We start from the raw sequence: 20967 nt of genomic DNA, 5'->3' as shown, positions 1-20967 counted from the left end.
CCGGCTCCCGCGGCGGGAGCGGGACCGGCGCCCTCGCCCGGCCCGGCGCCCCCGGCGTGCCGGGCCCGGCGGCGGGCGTGGGCGTTGTCGGTGGCGCCGGTGATCGCGGCGACGATCTCCTCCTGGGTGGTGCCCGCCACCGGCAGGACACCGTTGTTGCGGCCCAGGCGCAGCACGGCGACGGTGTCGGCCACCGCCCGGACGTCGGCCATGTTGTGGCTGACCAGCACGACGGCCAGGCCGCGTTCGCGCAGCCGCTCCACCAGGTCCAGCACCTGGGCGGTCTGCTCGACGCCCAGGGCCGCGGTGGGCTCGTCCAGGACGACCAGGGCCGGATCGCCGACCAGCGCGCGGGCGATGGCCACCACCTGCCGCTGCCCGCCGGACAGCGCGGCCACCGGGGTGCGCACGTCGGGGATGCGGATGGCGAGGGTGTCCAGCAGCCGGCGGGCGTGCCGCTCCATGGCGACCTCGTCGAGCAGGCCGCGGCGGCGCTTCTCGCGGCCGAGGAAGAGGTTGGCGATGACGTCGAGGTTGTCGCACAGCGCGAGGTCCTGGTAGACGGTCGCGATGCCCAGGGCGGTGGCGTCCTGGGGGCGGGACAGCCGGACGGGCTCGCCGTGCCAGGCGAGGGTGCCCTCGTCCACGGGGTGGACGCCGGCGATGGTCTTGACGAGGGTGGACTTGCCGGCGCCGTTGTCGCCGACGAGGGCGAGCACCTCGCCGGCGTGGACGGTGAGGTCGACGTCGGTGAGGGCCTGGACGGCACCGAAGCGCTTGGAGACCGAGCGCAGCTGCAGGACGGGTGCGCCTGTCACGGGAACGACCACCTTGGGGGAGCGGCTACTTGTGGACGGCGTGCGGGGCCGGCCGGGGCCGGGGCACCGCTGTTCGCGGGGACGGGCCGCGCGCGGGCGCGCGTGCTGCCCGCGGGTACGGGCCGCGCGCGGGCTACTTGAGGCCGGCGGCGGCGCACGCGGCGGCGTAGTCGGCGGTGCAGATGTCGGAGGCCTTGTAGATGCCGTCGGCCAGGACGGTGCTCGCGATGGTGTCCCTGGTGACGATCTTGGCGTCGAGCAGCTTGGCCGGGACGCCCTTGGCGGTGGCGCTGTCGACGCTGGAGGTGGCGACGGCCTTCACGTCCTTGCCCTGGAGCAGGGCGACGGCCAGCTCGGCGGCGGCCTCGGCCTGCGGCCGGTAGGCCTTGTAGATGGTGTACGCCTGGTCGCCGGCGACGATGCGCTGGACGGCGTCCAGGCCGGCGTCCTGGCCGCCGACGGGCACGGTGATGCCGGCGCCCTTGAGCTGGGTGATGATGGCGGCGGCCATGCCGTCGTTGGCGGAGTAGACGGCCTGGAAGCCGTTCTTGCCGAACTCGGTGACGGCGGCGGAGATCTTCTGCCCGGCGACGGTGGGGTTCCACTGCCCGGACTGCTCGTAGACGACCTTCTTGATCCTGCCGTCGAGGACCTTGTGGGCGCCGGCCTTGAACTGCGCGGCGTTCGGGTCGGCCTCGTCGCCGTTGATCATGACGATGTTCGCCTCGGCGGCCCGCGGGCCGAGCGCGTCCAGCAGGGCCTGGCCCTGGAGCTCGCCGACCTTCTCGTTGTCGAAGGAGGTGTACGCGGCGATCGGCCCGCTCGCCAGGCGGTCGTAGGCGACGACCTTGACGCCCTTGGCGGCCGCCTCCTCGACCCAGCCCTGGGTGGAGGCGGCGTCGTACGGGTCCAGGACGATCACCCGGACGCCCTGGGTGAGCAGGGTGTCGAACTGCTGCTTCTGCTTGGCGGCGCTGCCCTCGGCGTTGTTGTAGAGCACCTTGCACTGCGCGCACAGCGCCTTGACCTTGGCCTCGATGAACGGGCGGTCGAAGGACTCGTAGCGCACCGAGGAGGCGTTCTCGGGCAGCAGCAGGCCGATGGCGTTCGAGTCGCCGGCGGCGCTGGAGGAGCCGCTCCCGGCGCCGCCGGCCTTCCCGCAGGCGGCGGTCACGGACAGGGTCAGCACGAGGCCCACGGTGGAGACGAGGGCGCGACGCAGGACGGCGTTCATCGGATACCTCTCCCTGGGTCGCCGCGGCGTTTGCGGCGGGGTGGGGGGAGTCAACCCTGAGCGCGTACATGACGTCAATAAGTAAAACCAGACTGCCGGGAATCCACCACTACTCGTTATCTTCGTGAACACGCCCCCGGCAGGGGGACGGCCCCACGGCAAAGGGGGGTGCCCGCCGACCCCCGTGCGGCGGGCACCCCTGCTCCGGACCGACCGGGCGTCAGGGCCGGTCGAGCGTGATCGAGTTGATCGGCCCCAGGTCGTAGTACACGCCGCGCTGCGCCGCGATGTCGTAGACGCAGTCGCCGCCGCCCGAGGCACGGCACAGGCGGGCGTGCGCGCCGCCGGTCTGGTTGTTGAGCACCCAGTGGTTGCCGTACTGGCCGCTCAGGTTGTGCGCGCCGTAGCTCCAGTAGACCGCGCTGGGGCTGACCGCCGGGTCCTGGTTCTGCGGGTAGACGCAGACCGCGCCGGACGGACAGCCCGCCCAGTCGCCGCCCGCGGCGCCGGCGCTGCCGGCCCCCAGCGTGCTCAGGGCGGCGGCGGCCAGGGCCAGGGCGGCGACGGCGTGGGTGATCCTGCGCATGGGTGGTTCTCCCTCGGCTGGTACGGGGACGGACGATCGGCCCGTCCGGTGCCCGTCAGCCTAGGAACCCGCGGCCCGCCGCGGTCCCTGACACCTGACAGGGGCGCGGCGCCCGGCCCGCCGCGCCCGTCCGTGCGTCCGTGCGTCCGTGCGACCGCCCGCCGTCGGACGCACGGGCGGCCAGGTCAGGCGGAGCAGGCGGGTCAGCCAGGTCAGCCAGGTCGGGCGGGCCAGGCGCTCAGTGCGGGTGCCCCAGGTACGGGAACCCCGGCAGCAGGTCGGTGTGCGGCCCGATGCGGTCGCTGGACACCCTGCCGTCGGTCAGCATCGACAGCCGCGCCGAGGTCACGTCGTCGGTCAGCGTGCGCCCGTTCGGGTAGCCCGCCGGGCGGGAGCGGTCGTAGCGCAGGACGTCCGGCAGCACCATCCGCAGCTGCGCCTCGGCCGCGGCCGTGGTGTACCCGCCGAAGTGCTGGAGCTTGGCCGTCCACGGCTGCCGGTACGTCGCCCAGTCGTCCACCGGGTCCCCGGCGTTGTACGCGTCCTTGGCGTCCTCCTCGTTGAAGTACGCCGTCAGCGACGGGTGCGCGCCGCGGTCCACCGACACCAGCCCCTCGTCCTTGCGCACGCTCACCCGCCCCCACACCCCGAACTCCGGCGACGGCCCGAACTGCTCGTCCGGCGCCTCCAGCACGATCCCGAACACGTTCTTGTCCGCGCCCCAGTCCACCCCCGTCCACTGGAAGTCCTTCACGATCCCGTCCAGGTCCGCGAAGAACGGGTCGCTGCGCAGCCCCGCGCTCACCGTGTGCACCCCCGCCTCCACCACCGCCGGGGTCTTCGTGAAGCTCACCGGTGCGTCGGCCACCAGCACCTCGCCGGTCGCCTCCAGCCCCCGTGCCCCCTCCCCGGTGGCCCGGCGCACCGTCATGGTCTGCTCCCCGCCCACCGGTTCGGAGAAGGTGAAGCTGTACGCGATGTCGGCCCGCTGGTCCCCGTCGGTGTCGATGTCGATCCGGTACACCGCCTGCGGGTGGAAGGCCCGCCCGCCGGACGGCGCCACCGGGTTCACGTTCATGATCAGTACCGTCCGGCCCGGCTCCGGCGAGGCGAAGGCGAACAGGTCGGTCATGTCCAGGCGAGCGTCACCCTCGGGTGAGCGCAGGTTCGGTCCGCTGAGGTGGTGCGACAAGACGGCCTCCGGCCTGTGAGTGATCCCTGTGGACACCCCCCGCCCCCTCGGCCATTGCTAGCACGGCCTCCCCGCCCCGGCCCCCCGCGCTGCGCCGCCCGGACGTCGGACGCCCGGGCGTCCGACGTCCGGGCGGCGGGGCAGGGGCCTCAGGCCGGTCGGCCCGGCAGCACCGGCTCCAGCCGGACGCCCGGGGCCGGCGCGAGGCCGGGGAAGCGCGCGAAGAGCCGGCCCAGCGCGGTGCGCCCCTCCCGGCGGGCCGGCAGCGCGCCCGGGCAGAAGTGGGCGCCGTGGCCGAAGGCGAGGTGGTCCTCGACGGGCCGGGTGACGTCGAAGTCGGCGCCGGTGTCGCCGCAGCGCTGCGGGTGGCGCCCGACGGCCGCGTAGGCGGCGAGGACCGCCTCGCCCCCGCGCACCGTCACCCCGCCGGGCAGCTCGGTGTCCTCCACCGCGTAGCGCATCGGCAGGTGCGCCACCGGGGCGGCGCGGCGCAGCGCCTCCTGCACGACGTCGTCCCAGCCGACCCGGCCCCCCGCGCACCGGGGCGAGCTGGTCGGGGTGGGTGAGCAGGTCGGTGATGCCGTTGTCGATCGGGTCGACGGTGGTCTCGTAGGCCCGGCGAGGACCTGACCTCCGCGCTGATCGCCGCCCGCGACCAGGAGAGCGACGGCGACGGGCTCGGCGATCAGCTCCTCCGGCAGGGCCGGGAACGCCGTGACGGCGGCCGCCGACTCCTGCGGGCCCAGGACGGTGGAGAAGGCCCTGGCGACCATGCCGCGGAAGGTGCCCGTGAGCTCCTCGGGCACGCCCCGCAGCCGGGAGATCACCCGGATCGGCAGCGGGTGGGCCAGGCGGTCGCGCAGGCGGCCAGGCCGTCCAGCAGGCCCTCGGTCAGCTCCTCGACGCCGGCCGTCATGGCGGCGACCCGGCGGGCGCCGGGGGCGTCGAACACGTTGCGGGCGCTCACCCAGATCGCCGGCGGCCAGGTCCGCACCACCTCGGCGAACCCGGGCCGGTGCCGTGTGCCGTCCTTGAACACGCGCGGTCCCGGGGCAGCTCCGCCGGCAGCCGCGGGTCGGACACCGACCGGGCCCGTACCCCCGGGATGTCGACCGGCGTGGCCGCGCGCACAGCTCGGCGCTCTCCGCGTCGCGGGAACGGTCGGTCGGGTCCAGTACGAGACGCTCCACGGGGGTCTCCTCCACTCAGCACGGCACGGCAGCGGTACGCGGCCGCACACCGGGACACCGATTCCGGCCCGGGGGCGGCTCTACGGCCGCAGGCGGCCCGTCTCGTGCACCCCCGGCGGCCGCGCCGCCGCGTCGGTGGGCCGCTCGAACAGGGCGCCGCTGCGGCTGCCGGGCGCGGTGCGCACCCAACGCCAGCCCCGGGCACGGTAGTAGGCGTGCAGGGCCGCGTTGTCGCTCCACACGTTCACCCGCAGCAGCCCCGCGCCCGCCCGCGCGGCCCGCCAGGCGGCCCAGTCGGCCAGCCGGGCGCCGACACCCCGCCCGGCGTGGCGGCGGTCCACCGTGAAGGAGCTCAGGTAGCGGGCCGGCACGGCCAGCTCCTCCTCGCTCCACAGGCGGGGGCTGCCCGCGGGGCGCAGCGTGAGGGTGGCCAGCGCCTCGCCGTACGGCTGCGCCGCGGCGACCACGGTCGCGCCGCGGGCGATCAGCGCCAGGCCGCGCTCGGCGTCGTACGGGGCCGACCACTGGGCCGAGCCGTGCTCCAGGGCGATCCAGGCGGCGGCCTCCGCGCGCAGCGCCGCCAGCCGGGGCAGGTCGGCGGGCACTGCGGCGCGCAGGTACAGCGCGGCGGGCGGCGGGCTCAGCACGGCGCGGACGGGCCGCCGGGGGCTTCGGGGGCGTCGGGGGCGCCCAGGGCTTCGGGCGCGTCGGGGGCTTGGAGGACGAAGCCCGCGCGCAGCGCCTCCACCAGGCGCCGCCCGGGCACGGTGAGCGCGGTGCCGTCGGGGGTGGTCAGCGGGTACCGGGCGACGATCCGGGCGAGCGGCACACCGGGGTGCACCACCGTGCCCGGGGACGGCAGTTGCAGCAGCACGCAGTCGTCCGGCCCGCACTCCAGCAGGCCGAAACCGGCCCCGCAGTAGTGCAGCCGCCCGTCCTTGAGCCGGTGCAGCCCGCCGCCGGGCGCCGCCGCCACCCGCGCCGGGGCGCCGGTGTGCCGCACCACCAGCTGCACCGCCCCGGCCGCGTCCGTGCGCGGCTCGCCGCCGGTGGCCTCGCCGTACAGCTCCAGCACGTGGCGCAGCGCCGACGGCACCGCGTGCTCGGCCAGTTCGAGCTCGCCCAGCAGCCAGGTCGAGCCCTGCATGCGGCAGTTGAGCTCCAGCAGCAGCGGGCGCCCGCCGTCCAGCACGAAGTCGGCGCCGAACAGGCCCCGGTAGCCGAGCGCGGCCAGCGCCTCGCCGACGCGCCGCGCCGCCGCGCCCGCCCGGGCCATGGCCGGCGGCGACAGCAGGGCGGGGGCCGCGAAGTCGCAGCCGGAGTAGGCCCCGAAGGGCGCGCCGACGCCCTGAAGGCGGGTCAGCTGGACGGACGGGCGCAGCACCCGCACGGTGCTGTCCGCCGAGACCAGGACGTGCACGTTGACCGCCGGCCCCTCGACGTAGCCGCTCACCAGCCAGGGCCCGCCGCCGGCCGCGCGGATCGGGCGCAGCTGCGCCTCGTCGGCGACGAGGTGGGTGCCCTCGCCGCTGGAGCCGTGCGGCACCTGCACCACGTAGGGGGTGCCGAAGCGCCGGCGCAGCTCCCGGTGGTCGAGTACGGGGGCCACCGCGTCCGGCGGCGTCGGCGCCCCCACCGAGCGCAGCCACCCGCGCTGGACCCGTTTGTCGCCCAGCGCCGGCAGCCAGGCCGGGCGCCCGGGCGGCTCCACCAGGCGGGTGCCGAGCGCGCCGAGGGCCGCGCGCCACTCGGGCCGCAGCCCGGCGTAGGGCAGCAGCGCCAGCTCCCGGCCCCGCCAGCCGCCGCCGGGGGCGCCGGGGGCGCCGGGGGTGCTGGGGTCGGGGCCGGCGGGGCCTGCGGGGCCGTCGGCGAGGGCGCGCAGCACCGCCTCGATCCCGGCCGCGGTCGGGGTGTGGTCGCGCACCGCCCGCCGCGGCTCCAGCGCGTGGAAGTCCGCCCCGAACTCGCCCGCCCAGCCCGCGTCCGCACCCTCCACGCTCAGCACCGCGGCCAGGCAGCCGGTGCGCAGCAGCGGCAGCACGTTCAGGGGGCGGGCGCAGCACGACAGCCCGGGCAGGGCCCGCAGCCGGGCCACCGCTTCGTCACAGGATGTGATCACCCCCGCGATTATGGAGAGCCCCGTACGGCGCTCGCCGCCGTCGCGCGCCCCGCCCCGCCCGGTACGAGGCACTCCGCGCCCCCGCTCTCACCCGAACGAAGGAGCGCCCCGCGTTGACGGCCCGTCGGGGCCGCTGTCGGAGCCCGGGGCTACCGTGCACGAATGAACAGCCGCGCCGACCGCACCGCCGCCCCTGCTCTCGCCCCCACCTGGCAGGTCACCGAGACCGCAGGACTGGAGACCTCCTGGATCGACCTGCGCCCCACCGCCCTGACCGCCCGCGGCCGCGCCGCCGCCGCCCGGCCCGCGCCCTACTGGCTCGACTACGAACTCGACACCGGCGACGGCTTCACCACCCGCCGCATGCACGTCACCGCCCGCACCGCCGACACCACCCGCACCCTCGACCTGCGCCGCGACGAGGCCACCGGCCGCTGGAGCGTCGACGGCACCGCCCGCCCCGACCTCGACGGCGCCCTCGACTGCGACCTCGGCCTGTCCCCGCTCACCAACACCCCGCCCGTCCTGCGCCACGCCCTGCACCGGGAGCCGGGCGAGCACGCCTTCCTGATGGCCTGGATCCGCGTGCCCGACCTGGCGGTCGTGCCCCTGCGCCAGACCTACACCCACCTGCGCCGCCACGACGACGGCCGCGCCACCGTCCGCTACGCCTCCGGGGACTTCCGGGCGGACCTGTTGCTGGACGCGGACGGCCTGGTCGCCGACTATCCCGGCCTGGCCCGCCGCCTCGCCTGACCGCCGGCCACACCAGGGCCGGCGCCGGCCGGGGGAGCCGCACCGCCGGCAGGGCAGTGGCCCCTCGGCCCTGCGGATGGGACACGAAGGCTGGGCCGCCGCTCTCAACCTGCGCCGCCGCGGGGAGGGCCGCGCCACCGTCCGCTACGCCTCCGGGGACTCCCGGGCGGACCTGTTGCTGGATGCGGACGGTCGGGCGGGGAGGTCCAGGGGCTTTGTCCGGCTGCCTGTCGGGCCGGGCGGGTGCCGCCGTGTGCGCGGGCGCGGCGGCACCCGCCCCCCGGGGGTCAGAGCGCGAGGGGGTCCGCGCAGGCCTCCAGGTCGTGGACCGTCCCGGGGAAGCGGCCGGCCGCCGTGCCGTGCGGGGCGAGCACGTCGCGGGCCGCGGTCAGCAGCGCGTTGCGCAGCCGCCCGTGCCCGGAGAGGTAGCCGAGCTGGGTGAGCGCCGCCGACTGCAGCGCCTGCGCCCGGCGGCGCACCGGCGCGGCGACGGCCGAGGGGGCGGCGCACGCGGACACCACCGGGTCCAGCAGCAGCACCGCCCGCGCGTAGTCGGGCACCCCGCCGCTGCCCGTCCCCTCGTAGGCGCGCTGCGCCGCCTCCAGCGCCCGCTGTGCGGCGTCCGGCTCGGCCAGCTCCGCGCGGGCGGTGGCGGCCGGTCGGGCGGTGCCCAGGCAGGTGCCGGTCAGGCGGCCCCACACCTCGCGCACGGTGCGGGAGGGGGTGTCCAGGTAGCCGGGGGTGGCGAGCAGCGGGGCGGCGGGGCCCGCGTCGGGCAGGGCGTCGGCGGCGGCGCGGTGGGCGGCCAGCCACGCGGACACCTGTGCGGCGCCCCACACCGGGGCCCCGTAGGCGCCGAGCCCGATCTCGGCGGCGGGGCCGAAGGCGGCGGCGGTGGCGTCCAGCAGTTCGGCGCGGGCCGGGCCGGGGGCGCCGAGCAGTCCGGGGCCGGCCAGGTACACGGCGCGCTGGGCGGGCAGGTAGAGGTTCAGCTCGGCGGGGCAGGCGTGCCCGCCCGCGGGCCGCAGGACCAGCGGCACCCCGGCGGCCTCGACGGCGTACAGGCCCTCCCGGTGGCCGATCCCGGCCCGGTCGGGCCAGCGGGCGGCCGGGGTGGCGGCGCACAGCGGCCCGCCGACGGTGTCGGTGGGGGCGAGGAAGTCCGGGCGGCCGGTGGAGACGGTGCGTCCGAGGTCGGAGCCGACCAGGCCGTGCGCTCCGATGCCCAGGCGGGTGCCGTAGGCGTAGTCCACCAGCCGGGCGTGCCGGGCGCCTTCGGTGACCTGGCGCAGCACCGCGTCGGCGAGGAACCCCTCGGGCGCGTGCACGGCGAGGTCGGCCGGCGGCCCGGCGGGCAGGCCGGTGCGGGAGCGGGCGAACAGCCCGCGCACGCCGCCGAAGTGGTCGATCCCGCTCTGGGTGTGGACCACGGCCCGCACCGGGCGCGGGTCGCCGGTGGCGGAGCGGTACAGGGCCAGGGCCGCGCGGGCCGTCTCGTAGGAGCCGAGCGGGTCGATCACCAGCAGCGCGTCCGGGCCGGTGACGACGGTCAGGTTGGCGAGGTCGTAGCCGCGCACCTGGTAGAGGCCCTCGGCGACGCGGAACAGGCCCGAGGCCAGGGCGAGCCGGCCCTGGCGGCGCACCGCCGGCGCCACCGCCGCGGGGGCGCCGTCGCCGGGCGGCGGGTCGAAGGCGCGGAAGTGCCAGACCGCCTCCTCGCCGTCCAGGGACGGCAGGGCGCGGTAGGGCGGGGCCGCGAGCAGGCCGCGCTGCGCGTTCTCGAAGTCGGCCGGGGCGTCGGGGAGTTCCTTGGCGCCGGCCAGGTTCCGCTGCGCGACGTACGCGGTCGGTTCCACGGGCACGAAGGTGTCGGCCACGGGCTTGCCTCCTCAAAGGCGGGACGGGGTCCGCGCGCTGCCCCGCGCGCGGAGACCGCCGACACTAGGGGTGACGGGCCGGGCACACAACGGCAGGGGTATGCGGACGCCGGCGGACCCCGCGGCGCCGGGGCCCTCGTCACCCGATCGGGTGGTGGGGGCGGGCGTTTCCCGTGCCGCCCGGGCGGCGTCGGTAGCGTCCAGCCATGATCGTCGAGTCGCCAAATCCACTGCGCCAGCGGCGATTTGACTTATAGTCGTACGAGTTAAAGAGGCAGTGTCGCATGGCAGAGAAGTGCCTGAGGTCCTGGGGCAGCAACCGTTCCGGCCAGCTCGGGGACGGTACCTGGGCCGACTTCCGCACCACGGCCACCACCGTGCTCGGACTCACCAGCGCCGAGGTGGTGAAGATCGCCGCCGGCGGGTTCGGCGCGGCCGCCGGCCACGTGCTGGCCCTGCTGGCCGACCGCACGGTGCGGACCTGGGGCGTCAACGGCGCGGGCCAGCTCGGCGACGGCACGGTGTTCAGCCACAACGCCCCCGCCCGGGTGGTCGGCCTCCACGACGCCACCGACATCGCCGCCGGCGGCGCCCACAGCCTCGCCCTGCTCGCCGACGGCACCGTGGTCGCCTGGGGCCGCAACGACCACGGCCAGCTCGGCAACGGCGGCGGCCCCGACAGCAGCGTGCCGGTGCGGGTCGAGGGCCTGAGCCGGATCGTGGCCGTCGCCGCCGGCCTGCACCACAGCCTCGCCCTGCGCGAGGACGGCAGCGTGTGGGCCTGGGGCTACAACGCCAGCGGCCAGCTCGGCGACGGCACCAACGCCACCCGCCCCCTCGCCGCGCCCGTCACCGGCCTGGGCGACGTCAGCCGCATCGCCGCCGGCGCCGGCCACAACCTCGCCCTCGTCGGCACGCCGGGCCCCGGCGCCACCGTGAAGGCCTGGGGCTACAACGCCACCGGCCAGCTCGGCGACAACACCACCATCAACCGCTTCACCCCGGTCGCCATCCGGCAGACCTGGGGCGGCGGCACCACCCAGATCGCGGCCGGCTGCAACCACAGCATGGCCGTGGTCGACGGCGACAGCCGCCTCAAGGCCTGGGGCCAGAACACCGCCGGCCAGCTCGGCGACGGCACCACCGTCTTCCGCGTCCTGCCCGTCACCGTCCCCGGCCTGACCGACGTGCGCCTGGTGGCCGCCGGCCGCGAGCACACCGTCGCCCTGTCCGGGACCAGCACCGTGCACTCCTGGGGCAGCAACGGCTCCGGCCAGCTCGGCGACGGCACCACCACCGACAGCAGCACCCCGGTGCCCACCCTCACCGCCCTGACCGGCATCGACAAGCTCGCCGCGCCCGTCGGCGGCGACTTCAGCCTCGCCAACTGAGGCGCCTCGGCCGTCCCCGGTGCCCCTCCTGCCACAATGCGCGGTGAACGTCGCGTAGCCGCCACCATGCAGACAGTGAGGTCACCATGTCGAAGGTCAAACTGAGCACCAACCACGGCGACATCGTTCTCCGGCTCGACGCGCAGAAGGCCCCCGCGACGGTGGAGAACTTCCTGCGCTACGTCAGGGACGGCTTCTACGACGGGACGGTCTTCCACCGGGTCATCGACGGCTTCATGGTCCAGGGCGGCGGCCTGGAGCCCGGCCTGCGCCAGAAGGAGACCCGCGACCCCATCCCGAACGAGGCCGACAACGGCCTGAAGAACGTCGCGTACTCGGTGGCGATGGCCCGCACCGGCGACCCGCACTCCGCCACCGCCCAGTTCTTCGTCAACGTCGCGGACAACGCCTTCCTGGACCACAGCGGCAGGAACCCCCAGGGCTGGGGCTACGCCGTCTTCGGGGAGGTGGTCGAGGGCCGGGCGGTCGTGGACGCCATCAAGGCCGTCCCCACCGGCTCCCGGGGCGGCCACCAGGACGTCCCGAAGAACGACGTGGTCATCGAGAAGGCCGAGGTCGTCGACTAGCCGGGGGCCGCGGACCGGCCGGGGGAGAGCCCGCCGGGTCGGGGGCGCGCGGCGCGCAGCGGCACGCCCGCCCTCGTGCCCCTCCCCGCCCGCCGCCACGCGCGCCCGCAGCTCCCGCAGGTCGCCCGGGGTGTTGACGGCGCACCAGAACCCCCGCGCCCGGTACCCCGCCAGCTGCCGCAGGCGCACCAGGTACGGAAGCGTCGTGTCCGCGTGGTCCCCCCGGTCCGGCAGCAGCGGGACCACGGCGGGCGCGAAGGCGTACACGCCCCCGTTGACCGTGCACTCCGGGGGAGGGGGCGCGCCCAGCTCGGCGACCCTGCCCAGGGCGTCGCACACCACCGTGCCCCGCGGCAGCCGCGGCGCCACCAGCGCGACCGTCGCCAGCGCGCCGCGGCGCAGGTGGTGCGCGCCCAGCGCGGCGAGCGGGAACTCCGCCCAGATGTCGCCGTAGACCGCCAGCCACGGCTCCCGCGGCGCCGCCAGCGCGCGGGCCGCCAGCTTCAGCCCCCCGCCCCGCCCCAGCGGACGGTCCTCCACCACCACCGTGGTGGGCACCGGCAGGGCCACCGAGCGCACGTAGTCGGCGATCACCCGCCAGCGGTAGCCCGCCGAGACGACCACCGCCTCCACGCCCCCCGAGGCGAGCCAGTCGAGCTGGTGGCGCAGCAGCGGCACACCGCCCACCTCCACCATCGCCTTGGGGCACCGGTCCGTGTACGGGGCGAGCCGCTCGCCGCGCCCGCCCGCCAGGACCACGGCCTGCCGGATCGGCGGGCGGCGCCGCCCCGCCGGCCCCCACGGCCCCGACAATGCCGATGGTCCCGACAGTGCCGATGGTCCCGACATCGCCGACCTCCCGGAAGCGGGGCGCGGGCGGCCCCGGCGCGCCGTAGACAGCTACCCGATCCGCCCGCCGGGAAATCACGCCCACCGCCCCGCCGCCCCGGCGCCGGTACCGCCCCGACGACCGGCTCGCCGCCCTGGCCGACCTCGCCGCGCACGGCGTCCACGACCCGGACCGCATGCCCTTCACCGTCCCCTGGAGCGAGCTGTCCCCGCGCGAGCGGGCCCGCTCGCGCGGCGGCGAACGGCGCAGGGCGCCGCGTTCACCCTCCCGTCCACCGTTCGTCGACCGGCGGGAAGGACCGTTCACCACGGCGCGGGAAACGGCCCGGGCAGCACCGCACGCACAGGGAGCGGGTCAGCGCGCCTGCGGCAGCAGCCCCAGGTCGGAGACCGGCCCGAGGTGGGCGAGCTTGTCGGGGTTGGAGACGGCGTGCACCGCCCGCACCGCGCCGTCGGGGCCGAGGTCCAGCTCGATGACGCCGAGCACGCGCTGCCCGGCGTCGTACACCACCGCGCCGGGGCGGCCGTTGACGCGGGCCGGGACGAGGCGCGCGCCCAGGCGGCGGACGCGGCGCAGGCCGCCGACGAGCAGCCGGGCGACGCGGCGCGGGCCGGCGAGGGACCGGGCGAGCGCGCGGGCCCTGCCGCCGCCGTCGCCCTGCAGCACCACGTCGGGGGCGAGCATGCCGAGCAGGGCGTCCGGGTCCCCGCCGCCGGCGACCTCGAAGAAGCGCCGGGCCAGTTCCTCGGCCTGCGCCCGGCGGGCCGGGGCCGGCGGCACGGGGCCGCCCTGGGAGGCGGCCAGGCGCCTGCGCGCGCGGGTGAGGACCTGGCGGCAGTTCGCCTCGCTCCTGCCGACCGTCCGCGCGATCTGCGGGTAGCCGTACCCGAACGCCTCGCGCAGCGTGAACACCGCGCGCTCCACCGGGGAGAGGGCCTCCAGCAGCACCAGGAACGCCATCGACAGGGTGTCGGCCAGCTCGGCGTGCTCGGCCGGGCCGGGGCGCTCGGCCGTGGTGACGACGGGTTCGGGCAGCCACTGGCCGACGTAGGCCTCGCGGCGCACCCGGGCGGACTTCAGGTGGTTGATGCCCAGGCGGGTGACGGTCGTGGTCAGGTACGCCTTCGGGTCGGTGACCACGGTGCCGGACCGCTCGGCGCGGGCGAGCCCCAGGAAGGCGTCCTGGACGAGGTCCTCGGCGTCGCCGACCGAGCCGGTCATCCCGTAGGCGATGGAGAACAGCAGCGGACGGTACCCGGCCGCATCCGACGAACCCACCCCGGCCCCCTGTCCCGTGCGTGGCCGACAGGCTACCCGAGGGCCGCCGGGCCCCGCGCCCGGGTGGTGTGTCGCAGCTCACAGCCCCTGCGGGGGGCGGGGATGTCACAGGGCGGGGGGCTGTCCTGTCTCAAGGGGCAGCAACGGAAACCGACCGAGGAGCACGCCGTGGAACCCCGCCTCAGCCCCTTCACCAGCCCGGTCATGGGCAAGGTCTTCAAGCACCTGATCGCCGCCAACAAGCCGATCGCCGAGTCGTCCCTGCCGTACGCCGTCCAGGAGCTGGTGCGGTTGCGCGCCAGCCAGATCAACGGCTGCGGCGCCTGCATCGACATGCACTTCAAGGAGGCCGTGCACGCCGGGGAGGACCCGGTGCGCCTGAACCTGGTCGCCGCCTGGCGCGAGGCCACCGTGTTCACCGACGCCGAGCGCGCCGCGCTGGAGCTCGCCGAGGAGGGCACCCGGCTCGCGGACGCGGCCGGCGGGGTCGGCGACGAGGTGTGGGCGAACGCCGCCAAGCACTACGACGAGGAGCAGCTGGCGGCGCTGGTCTGCGTGATCGCGCTGATCAACGCCTTCAACCGGGGCAACGTGATGACCCGCCAGCCCGGCGGCGGCTACGAGGTCGGCATGTACCACCACTGACCGCCCGACCGCCCGCCCGCCTGACCGCCCGACCGACCGCCCGGCCGACCGACCGCCCGCCCGCAGCGGCCCGCCCGTAGGCACGGGCCCGCTGCGGGCGCGCCCGTGCGTGCGGGCGGGCCGGGCCGTGCGGTCACTCCAGCAGCGCCGCCACCCGCGACGGCGTCCAGTGCCCGGCGGCGCCCGGGCGGGTGGCGAGGTAGCCGGCCGCGTGCCAGGGGCCCCAGCCGTGGGACTCGGCCAGGCCGGCGGCCAGGGTGCGCAGGTAGGGCGGGGCGGGGGCGTTGAGCTCGGCGCCGGCCGCGCCCCGGGCGGCGGTGAAGGTGAGCAGCGGGTGGCCGTCCGACTCGCCGACGCGCAGCAGGGTCTCGTAGCGGCCCGGGCCGAGCTCGACGCGCCCGGTGGCGAGCAGCGGGGCCAGGTCGAGGTCGGCGCCGGGGGAGCGGCGTATCTCCTGGGCGGCGACGTCGCTGAACTGGCCGAGCGTCAGGAGGTAGGCGCGGCAGGGGACTTCGCCCGGCTGGGCCGGGTCGTAGAAGGCCGAGCCGCCGCCCCAGGTGGGGGACGTCCCGGCGAAGTAGAGGGTGCCCGGCAGGGCGGTGGCGACCGTGCGGCGCGGCGGGCGCGTGTCGCGGCAGCCGGGGTGCTCCCGCAGCGCGCCCTCGGGGCGGCCGCCGCACAGGTAGTGGGCGAGGCGGGCGGCGCGCAGGTTCGAGCCGTACGCCACGTACCAGACGAGCGCCTCTCCGGGCGGTGCGGCGCCGGGCGCAGGCTCCCCGGGCGGGGGCTCGCCGGGCGGTGCGGCGCCCGCGCGGCCGGCGGACTCCCGGCTCCCGCCCTCCGGGCCCGGCTCGCTCACCGGCGGGGGCGGCGGTGCGGGGCGCGGTGGGGGGCGCAGTGCGGGGCGCGAAAGGCTCTCATATGAAGATGTGAAAACCGTGAACAGTCCGGTGATCCGCCCGGAATCCCCTGATGCGGCAGCGGCCCCCTCACTACCGGTACCGTGCCCGTCGCCATGGCGTTCATCACTCTTCCCTCTCCCGTCGCACCGCTCCGGTATTCGGCGATTACTCTTCACCAGCGAAAACGATCGAAAACCCGCGAAATATCTTTCGATTCATACCGTCGCGATTCCCGTGCGGCATGGATGATGAGAATTTCCTTTGATCGAATCCCCGCTGCATCCAGCCGACTCCCCGCAGAGTCATGGTGGGTGGGCGCCCTCCGCAGGTGACACCGTCGTCACCCGGCGTCACACCCGTACGCGCCCCCCAGGACCCCGGAGCCAAGGAAACCCCGTCATGGACGCACGCCACGAACCGGCCGGCCCCGGCATGCTGCCCCGCCCCGCCCCGGGCGCCGCGGCGAGCTGGCCGGTGGCCCAGGCCGCCCACCCCCGCAGCCTGCTCGACGTCATCGCCGCCACCGCCGACGCCCACCCCCACGCGCCCGCGCTCGACACCGGCGACACCGTCCTCGACTACCGCGCCCTGCTGCACGAGGTCGACACCCTGGCCGGGCAGCTGGCCGGCCGCGGCATCGGCCGCGGCGACCGGGTCGGGGTGCGCATCCCCTCCGGCACCGCCGACCTCTACGTCGCCGTCCTCGCCGTGCTGCGCTGCGGCGCCGCCTACGTCCCCGTCGACGCCGACGACCCCGACGAGCGCGCCGAGACGATCTGGCAGGACGCCGCCGTGTGCGCCGTCCTCGGCGCCGGCCGCACCCTGCACCCCGGGCCCGGCGCCCGGCCCGGCGGCCGCCCGGCCTGGCCCACCCCGGCCGACGACGCCTGGATCATCTTCACCTCCGGCACCACCGGCCGCCCCAAGGGCGTCGCCGTCACCCACCGCTCCGCCGCCGCCTTCGTCGACGCCGAGGCCCGCCTCTTCCTGACGCAGCGCCCCCTCGGCCCCGGCGACCGCGTCCTGGCGGGCCTGTCGGTGGCCTTCGACGCCTCCTGCGAGGAGATGTGGCTCGCCTGGCGCCACGGCGCCTGCCTGGTGCCCGCCCCGCGCGCCCTGGTCAAGGCCGGCACCGACCTCGGCCCCTGGCTCGTCAGCCGGCGCATCACCGCCGTCTCCACCGTCCCCACCCTGCTCGCCCTGTGGCCGCAGGAGTGCCTGGACGCCGTGCGCCTGATCATCGTCGGCGGCGAGGCCTGCCCCGCCGAACTCGTCGAGCGCCTCGCCGTCGGGGGCCGCGAGTTCTGGAACACCTACGGCCCCACCGAGACCACCGTCGTCGCCACCGCCGCCCGCCTGCTGCCCGGCGAGCCGGTCCGCATCGGCGCCCCCCTCGACGGCTGGGAGATCGCCGTCGTCGACCGCTCCGGCGCCCCCGTGCCCTGGTACGGGACCGGCGAACTGCTCATCACCGGCGTCGGCACCGCCCGCTACCTCGACCCCGCCAAGGACGCCGAGAAGTTCAGCGCCCACCCCGCCCTCGCCTCGCCCCGCGTCTACCGCAGCGGCGACCTGGTACGCAACGACCCCGAGGGCCTCGTCTTCCTCGGCCGCGCCGACGACCAGGTCAAACTCGGCGGCCGGCGCGTCGAACTCGGCGAGGTCGACGCCGCCCTCCAGGCCCTGCCCGGCATCCGCGCCGCCGCCGCGGCCGTGCGCAGGACCCCGGCCGGCGCCGACCTGCTCGTCGGCTACCTCGTCGCCGCACCCGGCCCCGCCCCCGACCTCGCCGCCGCCCGCACCCGGCTGCTGGAGCACCTGCCCGCCCCGCTGGTGCCCGTCCTCGCCCTCGTCGACTCCCTGCCCACCCGCACCTCCGGCAAGGTCGACCGCGCCGCCCTGCCCTGGCCGCTGGCCACCACCGGATCCGCCTCCCCCGCCGAGGCCCTGGACGGCACCGCCGCCCGCCTCGCCGCCCACTGGGAGCGCCTGCTCGGCACCGCCCCCGGCGCCCACGACGACTTCTTCGCCCTCGGCGGCTCCAGCCTCACCGCCGCCCGCCTCGTCTCCGAACTGCGCACCCGCCACAACGGCGTCTCCGTCGCCGACCTGTACGCCCACCCCGTCCTCGCCGACCTCGCCGGCTACCTCGACACCCTCGCCCCCGCCGCCGGCGAGGCCGCCGCCCCCGCGCCCGGGCAGGCCGCCGCACCCGCAGGGACCACCACCGCCACCACCGCCACCGCCGCCGTCCGCCGCCCCGTCCGCCGCACCCCCCGCAGCGCCGCCCTGTGGCAGACCCTCCTGCTGCTGGGCATGTTCTCCCTCGCCGGACTGCGCTGGATCCTCGTCCTGACCGCCCTCGACAACCTCACCGGCGCCCACCTCGCCTGGGCCCCCCACAGCTCCTGGTGGCCCGTCGGCGCCGGACTGCTCCTCTTCTACAGCGCCCCCGGCCGCACCCTGCTCGCCGCCGCCGGCGCCCGCCTGCTCACCGCCGGCATCCGCCCCGGCAGCCACCCCCGCGGCGGCCACGTCCACCTGCGCCTGTGGGCCGCCGAGCGCTACACCGCCATGCTCGGCACCGCCGCCCTCGCCGGCACCCCCTGGGCCACCCGCTACGCCCGCGCCCTGGGCTGCCGCGTCGGCCCCGCCGTCCAGCTGCACACCCTGCCCCCCGTCACCGGCCTCGCCCGCCTGGGCGCCCACGCCTGCGTCGAACCCGAAGCCGACCTCGCCGGCTGGTGGCTCGACGGCGACACCCTCCACGTCGGCCGCCTCGACATCGGCGACGGCGCCCGCATCGGCCACCGCGCCACCCTCATGCCCGGCGCCCGCATCGGCGCCCGCGCCGAGATCGCCCCCGGCTCCTGCGTCACCGCCACCACCGCCGTCCCGCCCGGCGGGCACTGGAGCGGCTCCCCGGCCCGCCCCGCCACCGCCCCCGGCGCCCACTGGCCCGCCGAGCGGCCCGCCCCCGGCGCCCGCACCTCCCGCGCCTGGAACCTCGCCTACGGCGCCGGCCTCGCCCTCTTCGGCCTCGTCCCCGTCCTCGCCGCGCTGCCCGCCCTGCTGATCGTCTACCCGATGATCGACACCGACACCACCCTGGCCGGCGCCCTCGTCCAACTCCTGCCCGCCACCGTCCCCCTGGCCGCCCTCACCCTCGTCTGCTACGCCGCCCTGATAGCCCTCCTGGTACGCCTGCTCTCCCGGCCGCTGCGCCCCGGCTTCCACCCCGCCACCGGCCGCGTCGCCTTCTGCGCCTGGGCCGTCAGCCGCCTCGCCGACACCGCCCGGCGCACCCTCTTCCCCTTCTACGCCAGCCTCTTCACCCCCGTGTGGCTGCGCCTGCTCGGCGCCCGCGTCGGACGCCGCGTCGAAGCCTCCACCGTGCTCGCCCTGCCCGGCCTGATGCGCGTCGACGACGGCGCCTTCCTCGCCGACGACACCCTCGTCGCCCCCTACGAACTGCGCGGCGGCTGGCTGCACCTGGGCCCCTCCCGCGTCGGGCGCCGCTCCTTCGTCGGCAACTCCGGCATCGTCGGCCCCGGCCGCCACCTGCCCGACAACTCCCTGGTCGGCGTGCTGTCCGACACCCCCGCCCACGCCCCCGAGGGCTCGTCCTGGCTGGGGCGCCCCGCCTTCGCGCTGCCCCGCGTCGCCGACACCGGCGGCGAGGACCGCACCTACGACCCGCCCCGGCGCCTGATGTGGGCGCGCGCCGGCGTCGAACTGTGCCGGCTGCTGCCGATCGTCCTCGCCGCGCTGCTCGGCGACCTCGTCCTCGCCGCCCTCCAGGAGGTGCGCGACGACTACGGGCTCGGCGCCGCCCTGGCCACCGCCGGCCTGGTGCTGGCCGGCGCCTGCGTCCTCGCCTGCGCCGTCACCACCGCCGCCAAGTGGCTGCTCGTCGGCCGCTTCCGCGTCGCCGAACACCCCCTGTGGTCCTCCTTCGTGTGGCGCAACGAGCTCTACGACACCTTCGTCGAGGAACTCGCCATGCCCTTCGGCGGCCACGCCATCACCGGCACCCCCTACCTGAACGCGTGGCTGCGCAGCCTCGGCGCCCGCATCGGCCGCGGCGTGTGGTGCGAGACCCACTGGCTGCCCGAGACCGACCTCGTCACCGTCGGGGCCGGCGCCAGCGTCAACCGCGGCACCGTCCTGCAGACCCACCTCTTCCACGACCGCGTCATGCGCCTGGGCCCCGTCCACCTGGCCGCCGGCGCCACCACCGGACCGCACTCCATCGTGCTGCTCAACTCCACCCTCGGCGCCGGCACCACCGTCGGCCCCGCCTCCCTGGTCATGCGCGGCGAGAACGTCCCCGGCGCCACCCGCTGGCTCGGCAACCCCGTCGCCGCCTGGGACGCCGACCCCGCCCCGCCCGCCGGCCGGCGCCGCCGCGGCCGGGCCACCGCCGGAGTGTGACGCGGATCACCGGGGCGGGGCGACGAGTCCGGGGCGCGGGCGCGGTCCTACCCCGTGACAGCACCGCACCGCCCCGCCGAGAGGAACCGCACATGACCGCCGCCCCCGCCGTGAAGGGCCCCGCCTCCTACTTCCCGTCGATCGAGAAGAAGTACGGCCGCCCGATCGAGGAGTGGAAGGACCTCGTCCGCGCCTGCCCGCTCACCCGGCACATGGAACTCGTCGCCTGGCTCAAGGCCGAGCACGGCCTGGGCCACGGCCACGCCAACGCCCTCGTCGCCCACACCCTCGCCGAGACGCCCGCCTGAACCGGGCACCCCGGGCCGGCCCCCGGCCCCGGCCCCGGCCCCGCCCCTGCGCCGGGGCCGGGGCCGGGGCTCACGGGCGGCGGGCCACGAAGACCAGCTCCCGGCCCGGCCGGTCGGGCGCGCCGCGGACCTCCTCCACCACGAAACCGCCCGCGGCCAGGTCCCGCTCCACCTCCGCCCGCTCCCGGAAACGGAGCGTCGAATCCGAGGTCAGCACCTGCCCGTCCGCGGCGAACACGTACGTCCACCGGAACGACACCAGCGGCCGGCGCACCCCCAGGAGCCGGACCCAGCTCTCGACCGGCCCCACCCCCGGCACCCGCGTCACCCGGCGGGACCGCCCGGGCGTCCACTCCTCCCAGGCGCGCGCGGCCGGGTCGCGGGTCTCGAAGACCAGCCGCCCGCCCGGACGCAGCGCCCCGAAAGCACCCCGCAGCGTCCCTCGCCACGCCGCCGGGTCGACGATCTGCTGGGCGACGTTCGCCGTCATCGTCACCAGGTCGACCCGCAGCGGCGGCAGGTCCCGCGCGTCACCGTGCAGCCAGCGCACCGCCGCCGCACCCGGCTTGGCGCGCGCGACCTCCAGCGACGCCGCCGCCGGATCCACGCCGACGACCTCCACCCCGCGCCCGGCCAGCAGCAGCGCGAACACCCCCGTGCCGCAGCCGACGTCCAGCACCCGGCGCGCCCCGAACTCCCGCGCCATCCCCAGGTAGGCGTCGAGATCGCCGCGGTCGGGATCGAGCGGGTCGTAGAGCGCGGCCAGCCGCGGGTGCCCGTAGGAAGCCTCCACCATGCCC

At 76.9% G+C, this 20967-nt stretch carries 17 protein-coding genes and 2 pseudogenes; 6 read left to right on the top strand and 13 right to left on the bottom strand.

All coding sequences use genetic code 11. The features are described 5' to 3' along the window. Window positions 1-50: 50 nt before the first annotated feature. The 8 genes and pseudogenes from ACH5AR_RS20860 to ACH5AR_RS20825 all read right to left on the bottom strand — a co-directional run. Window positions 51-818: pseudogene (locus ACH5AR_RS20860) on the bottom strand (ATP-binding cassette domain-containing protein); the annotation flags it as partial. A gap of 133 nt (window positions 819-951) precedes the next feature. Beyond that, window positions 952-2052 carry a substrate-binding domain-containing protein gene (locus ACH5AR_RS20855; protein WP_396302929.1) on the bottom strand — a complete coding sequence of 367 codons (1101 nt, stop codon included), beginning with the start codon at window positions 2050-2052 and terminating at the stop codon, window positions 952-954. Window positions 2053-2272: 220 nt separating this feature from the next. Continuing rightward, complete coding sequence (locus ACH5AR_RS20850; protein ID WP_396302928.1) at window positions 2273-2638, bottom strand: hypothetical protein; 366 nt, start codon at window positions 2636-2638, stop codon at window positions 2273-2275. Between the two features lie 238 nt (window positions 2639-2876). Then, complete coding sequence (locus ACH5AR_RS20845; RefSeq protein WP_396302927.1) at window positions 2877-3866, bottom strand: DUF4331 family protein; 990 nt, start codon at window positions 3864-3866, stop codon at window positions 2877-2879. A 113-nt stretch (window positions 3867-3979) separates the two neighbouring features. Next, complete coding sequence (locus ACH5AR_RS20840; RefSeq protein ID WP_396302926.1) at window positions 3980-4636, bottom strand: cytochrome P450; 657 nt, start codon at window positions 4634-4636, stop codon at window positions 3980-3982. Between the two features lie 17 nt (window positions 4637-4653). Further along, on the bottom strand, window positions 4654-4869 hold the full coding sequence (locus tag ACH5AR_RS20835) for a hypothetical protein (RefSeq protein WP_396302925.1): 216 nt from the start codon (window positions 4867-4869) through the stop codon (window positions 4654-4656). 231 nt (window positions 4870-5100) lie between these two features. Continuing rightward, complete coding sequence (locus tag ACH5AR_RS20830; RefSeq protein WP_396302924.1) at window positions 5101-5667, bottom strand: GNAT family N-acetyltransferase; 567 nt, start codon at window positions 5665-5667, stop codon at window positions 5101-5103. Continuing rightward, window positions 5661-7139, bottom strand: coding sequence for an ATP-grasp domain-containing protein (locus ACH5AR_RS20825; protein ID WP_396302923.1), 1479 nt, complete (start codon window positions 7137-7139; stop codon window positions 5661-5663). The genes ACH5AR_RS20830 and ACH5AR_RS20825 overlap by 7 nt, the downstream gene beginning before the upstream one ends. Before the next feature lie 162 nt (window positions 7140-7301). On the opposite strand from ACH5AR_RS20825, the gene ACH5AR_RS20820 reads away from it, so the two are divergent. Next, a complete protein-coding gene (locus tag ACH5AR_RS20820) occupies window positions 7302-7895 on the top strand; it encodes a putative glycolipid-binding domain-containing protein (RefSeq protein ID WP_396302922.1) in 594 nt (197 codons plus the stop codon). Between the two features lie 287 nt (window positions 7896-8182). Here ACH5AR_RS20820 and ACH5AR_RS20815 read toward each other — a convergent pair whose 3' ends face one another. After that, entirely contained in the window at window positions 8183-9772 is a 1590-nt protein-coding gene (locus tag ACH5AR_RS20815) for an MBL fold metallo-hydrolase (protein ID WP_396302921.1), read from the bottom strand. Between the two features lie 284 nt (window positions 9773-10056). Here ACH5AR_RS20815 and ACH5AR_RS20810 point away from each other — a divergent pair, with 284 nt between their 5' ends. Further along, on the top strand, window positions 10057-11163 hold the full coding sequence (locus ACH5AR_RS20810; protein ID WP_396302920.1) for an RCC1 domain-containing protein: 1107 nt from the start codon (window positions 10057-10059) through the stop codon (window positions 11161-11163). A gap of 86 nt (window positions 11164-11249) precedes the next feature. Continuing rightward, complete coding sequence (locus ACH5AR_RS20805; RefSeq protein ID WP_396302919.1) at window positions 11250-11750, top strand: peptidylprolyl isomerase; 501 nt, start codon at window positions 11250-11252, stop codon at window positions 11748-11750. 123 nt (window positions 11751-11873) lie between these two features. On the opposite strand, the pseudogene ACH5AR_RS20800 reads toward ACH5AR_RS20805, so the two are convergent. Together ACH5AR_RS20800 and sigJ are read right to left on the bottom strand one after the other, a co-directional pair. Next, window positions 11874-12599: pseudogene (locus tag ACH5AR_RS20800) on the bottom strand (NDP-sugar synthase); the annotation flags it as partial. 355 nt (window positions 12600-12954) lie between these two features. After that, the gene (sigJ, locus tag ACH5AR_RS20795; RefSeq protein ID WP_396302918.1) at window positions 12955-13878 is read right to left on the bottom strand and encodes an RNA polymerase sigma factor SigJ; all 924 of its coding nucleotides are present in this window, start codon (window positions 13876-13878) and stop codon (window positions 12955-12957) included. 168 nt (window positions 13879-14046) lie between these two features. Here sigJ and ACH5AR_RS20790 point away from each other — a divergent pair, with 168 nt between their 5' ends. Next, entirely contained in the window at window positions 14047-14523 is a 477-nt protein-coding gene (locus tag ACH5AR_RS20790) for a carboxymuconolactone decarboxylase family protein (RefSeq protein ID WP_396302917.1), read from the top strand. Window positions 14524-14656: 133 nt separating this feature from the next. Here ACH5AR_RS20790 and ACH5AR_RS20785 read toward each other — a convergent pair whose 3' ends face one another. After that, window positions 14657-15250 carry a histone deacetylase gene (locus ACH5AR_RS20785; RefSeq protein WP_396302916.1) on the bottom strand — a complete coding sequence of 198 codons (594 nt, stop codon included), beginning with the start codon at window positions 15248-15250 and terminating at the stop codon, window positions 14657-14659. A 574-nt stretch (window positions 15251-15824) separates the two neighbouring features. Here ACH5AR_RS20785 and ACH5AR_RS20780 point away from each other — a divergent pair. Continuing rightward, window positions 15825-19859, top strand: coding sequence for a Pls/PosA family non-ribosomal peptide synthetase (locus ACH5AR_RS20780; RefSeq protein WP_396302915.1), 4035 nt, complete (start codon window positions 15825-15827; stop codon window positions 19857-19859). Between the two features lie 92 nt (window positions 19860-19951). Continuing rightward, entirely contained in the window at window positions 19952-20167 is a 216-nt protein-coding gene (locus ACH5AR_RS20775) for a DUF4287 domain-containing protein (protein ID WP_396302914.1), read from the top strand. A 70-nt stretch (window positions 20168-20237) separates the two neighbouring features. Here ACH5AR_RS20775 and ACH5AR_RS20770 read toward each other — a convergent pair whose 3' ends face one another. Then, entirely contained in the window at window positions 20238-20963 is a 726-nt protein-coding gene (locus ACH5AR_RS20770; protein ID WP_396302913.1) for a class I SAM-dependent methyltransferase, read from the bottom strand. Window positions 20964-20967 lie beyond the last annotated feature (4 nt).

The sequence above is a fragment of the Kitasatospora sp. NPDC018619 genome (assembly GCF_044391605.1).
Lineage (GTDB): Bacteria > Actinomycetota > Actinomycetes > Streptomycetales > Streptomycetaceae > Kitasatospora.
Note: the sequence above shows the minus strand (reverse complement) of the source record. Positions and strands in the feature narration are given on the sequence as shown.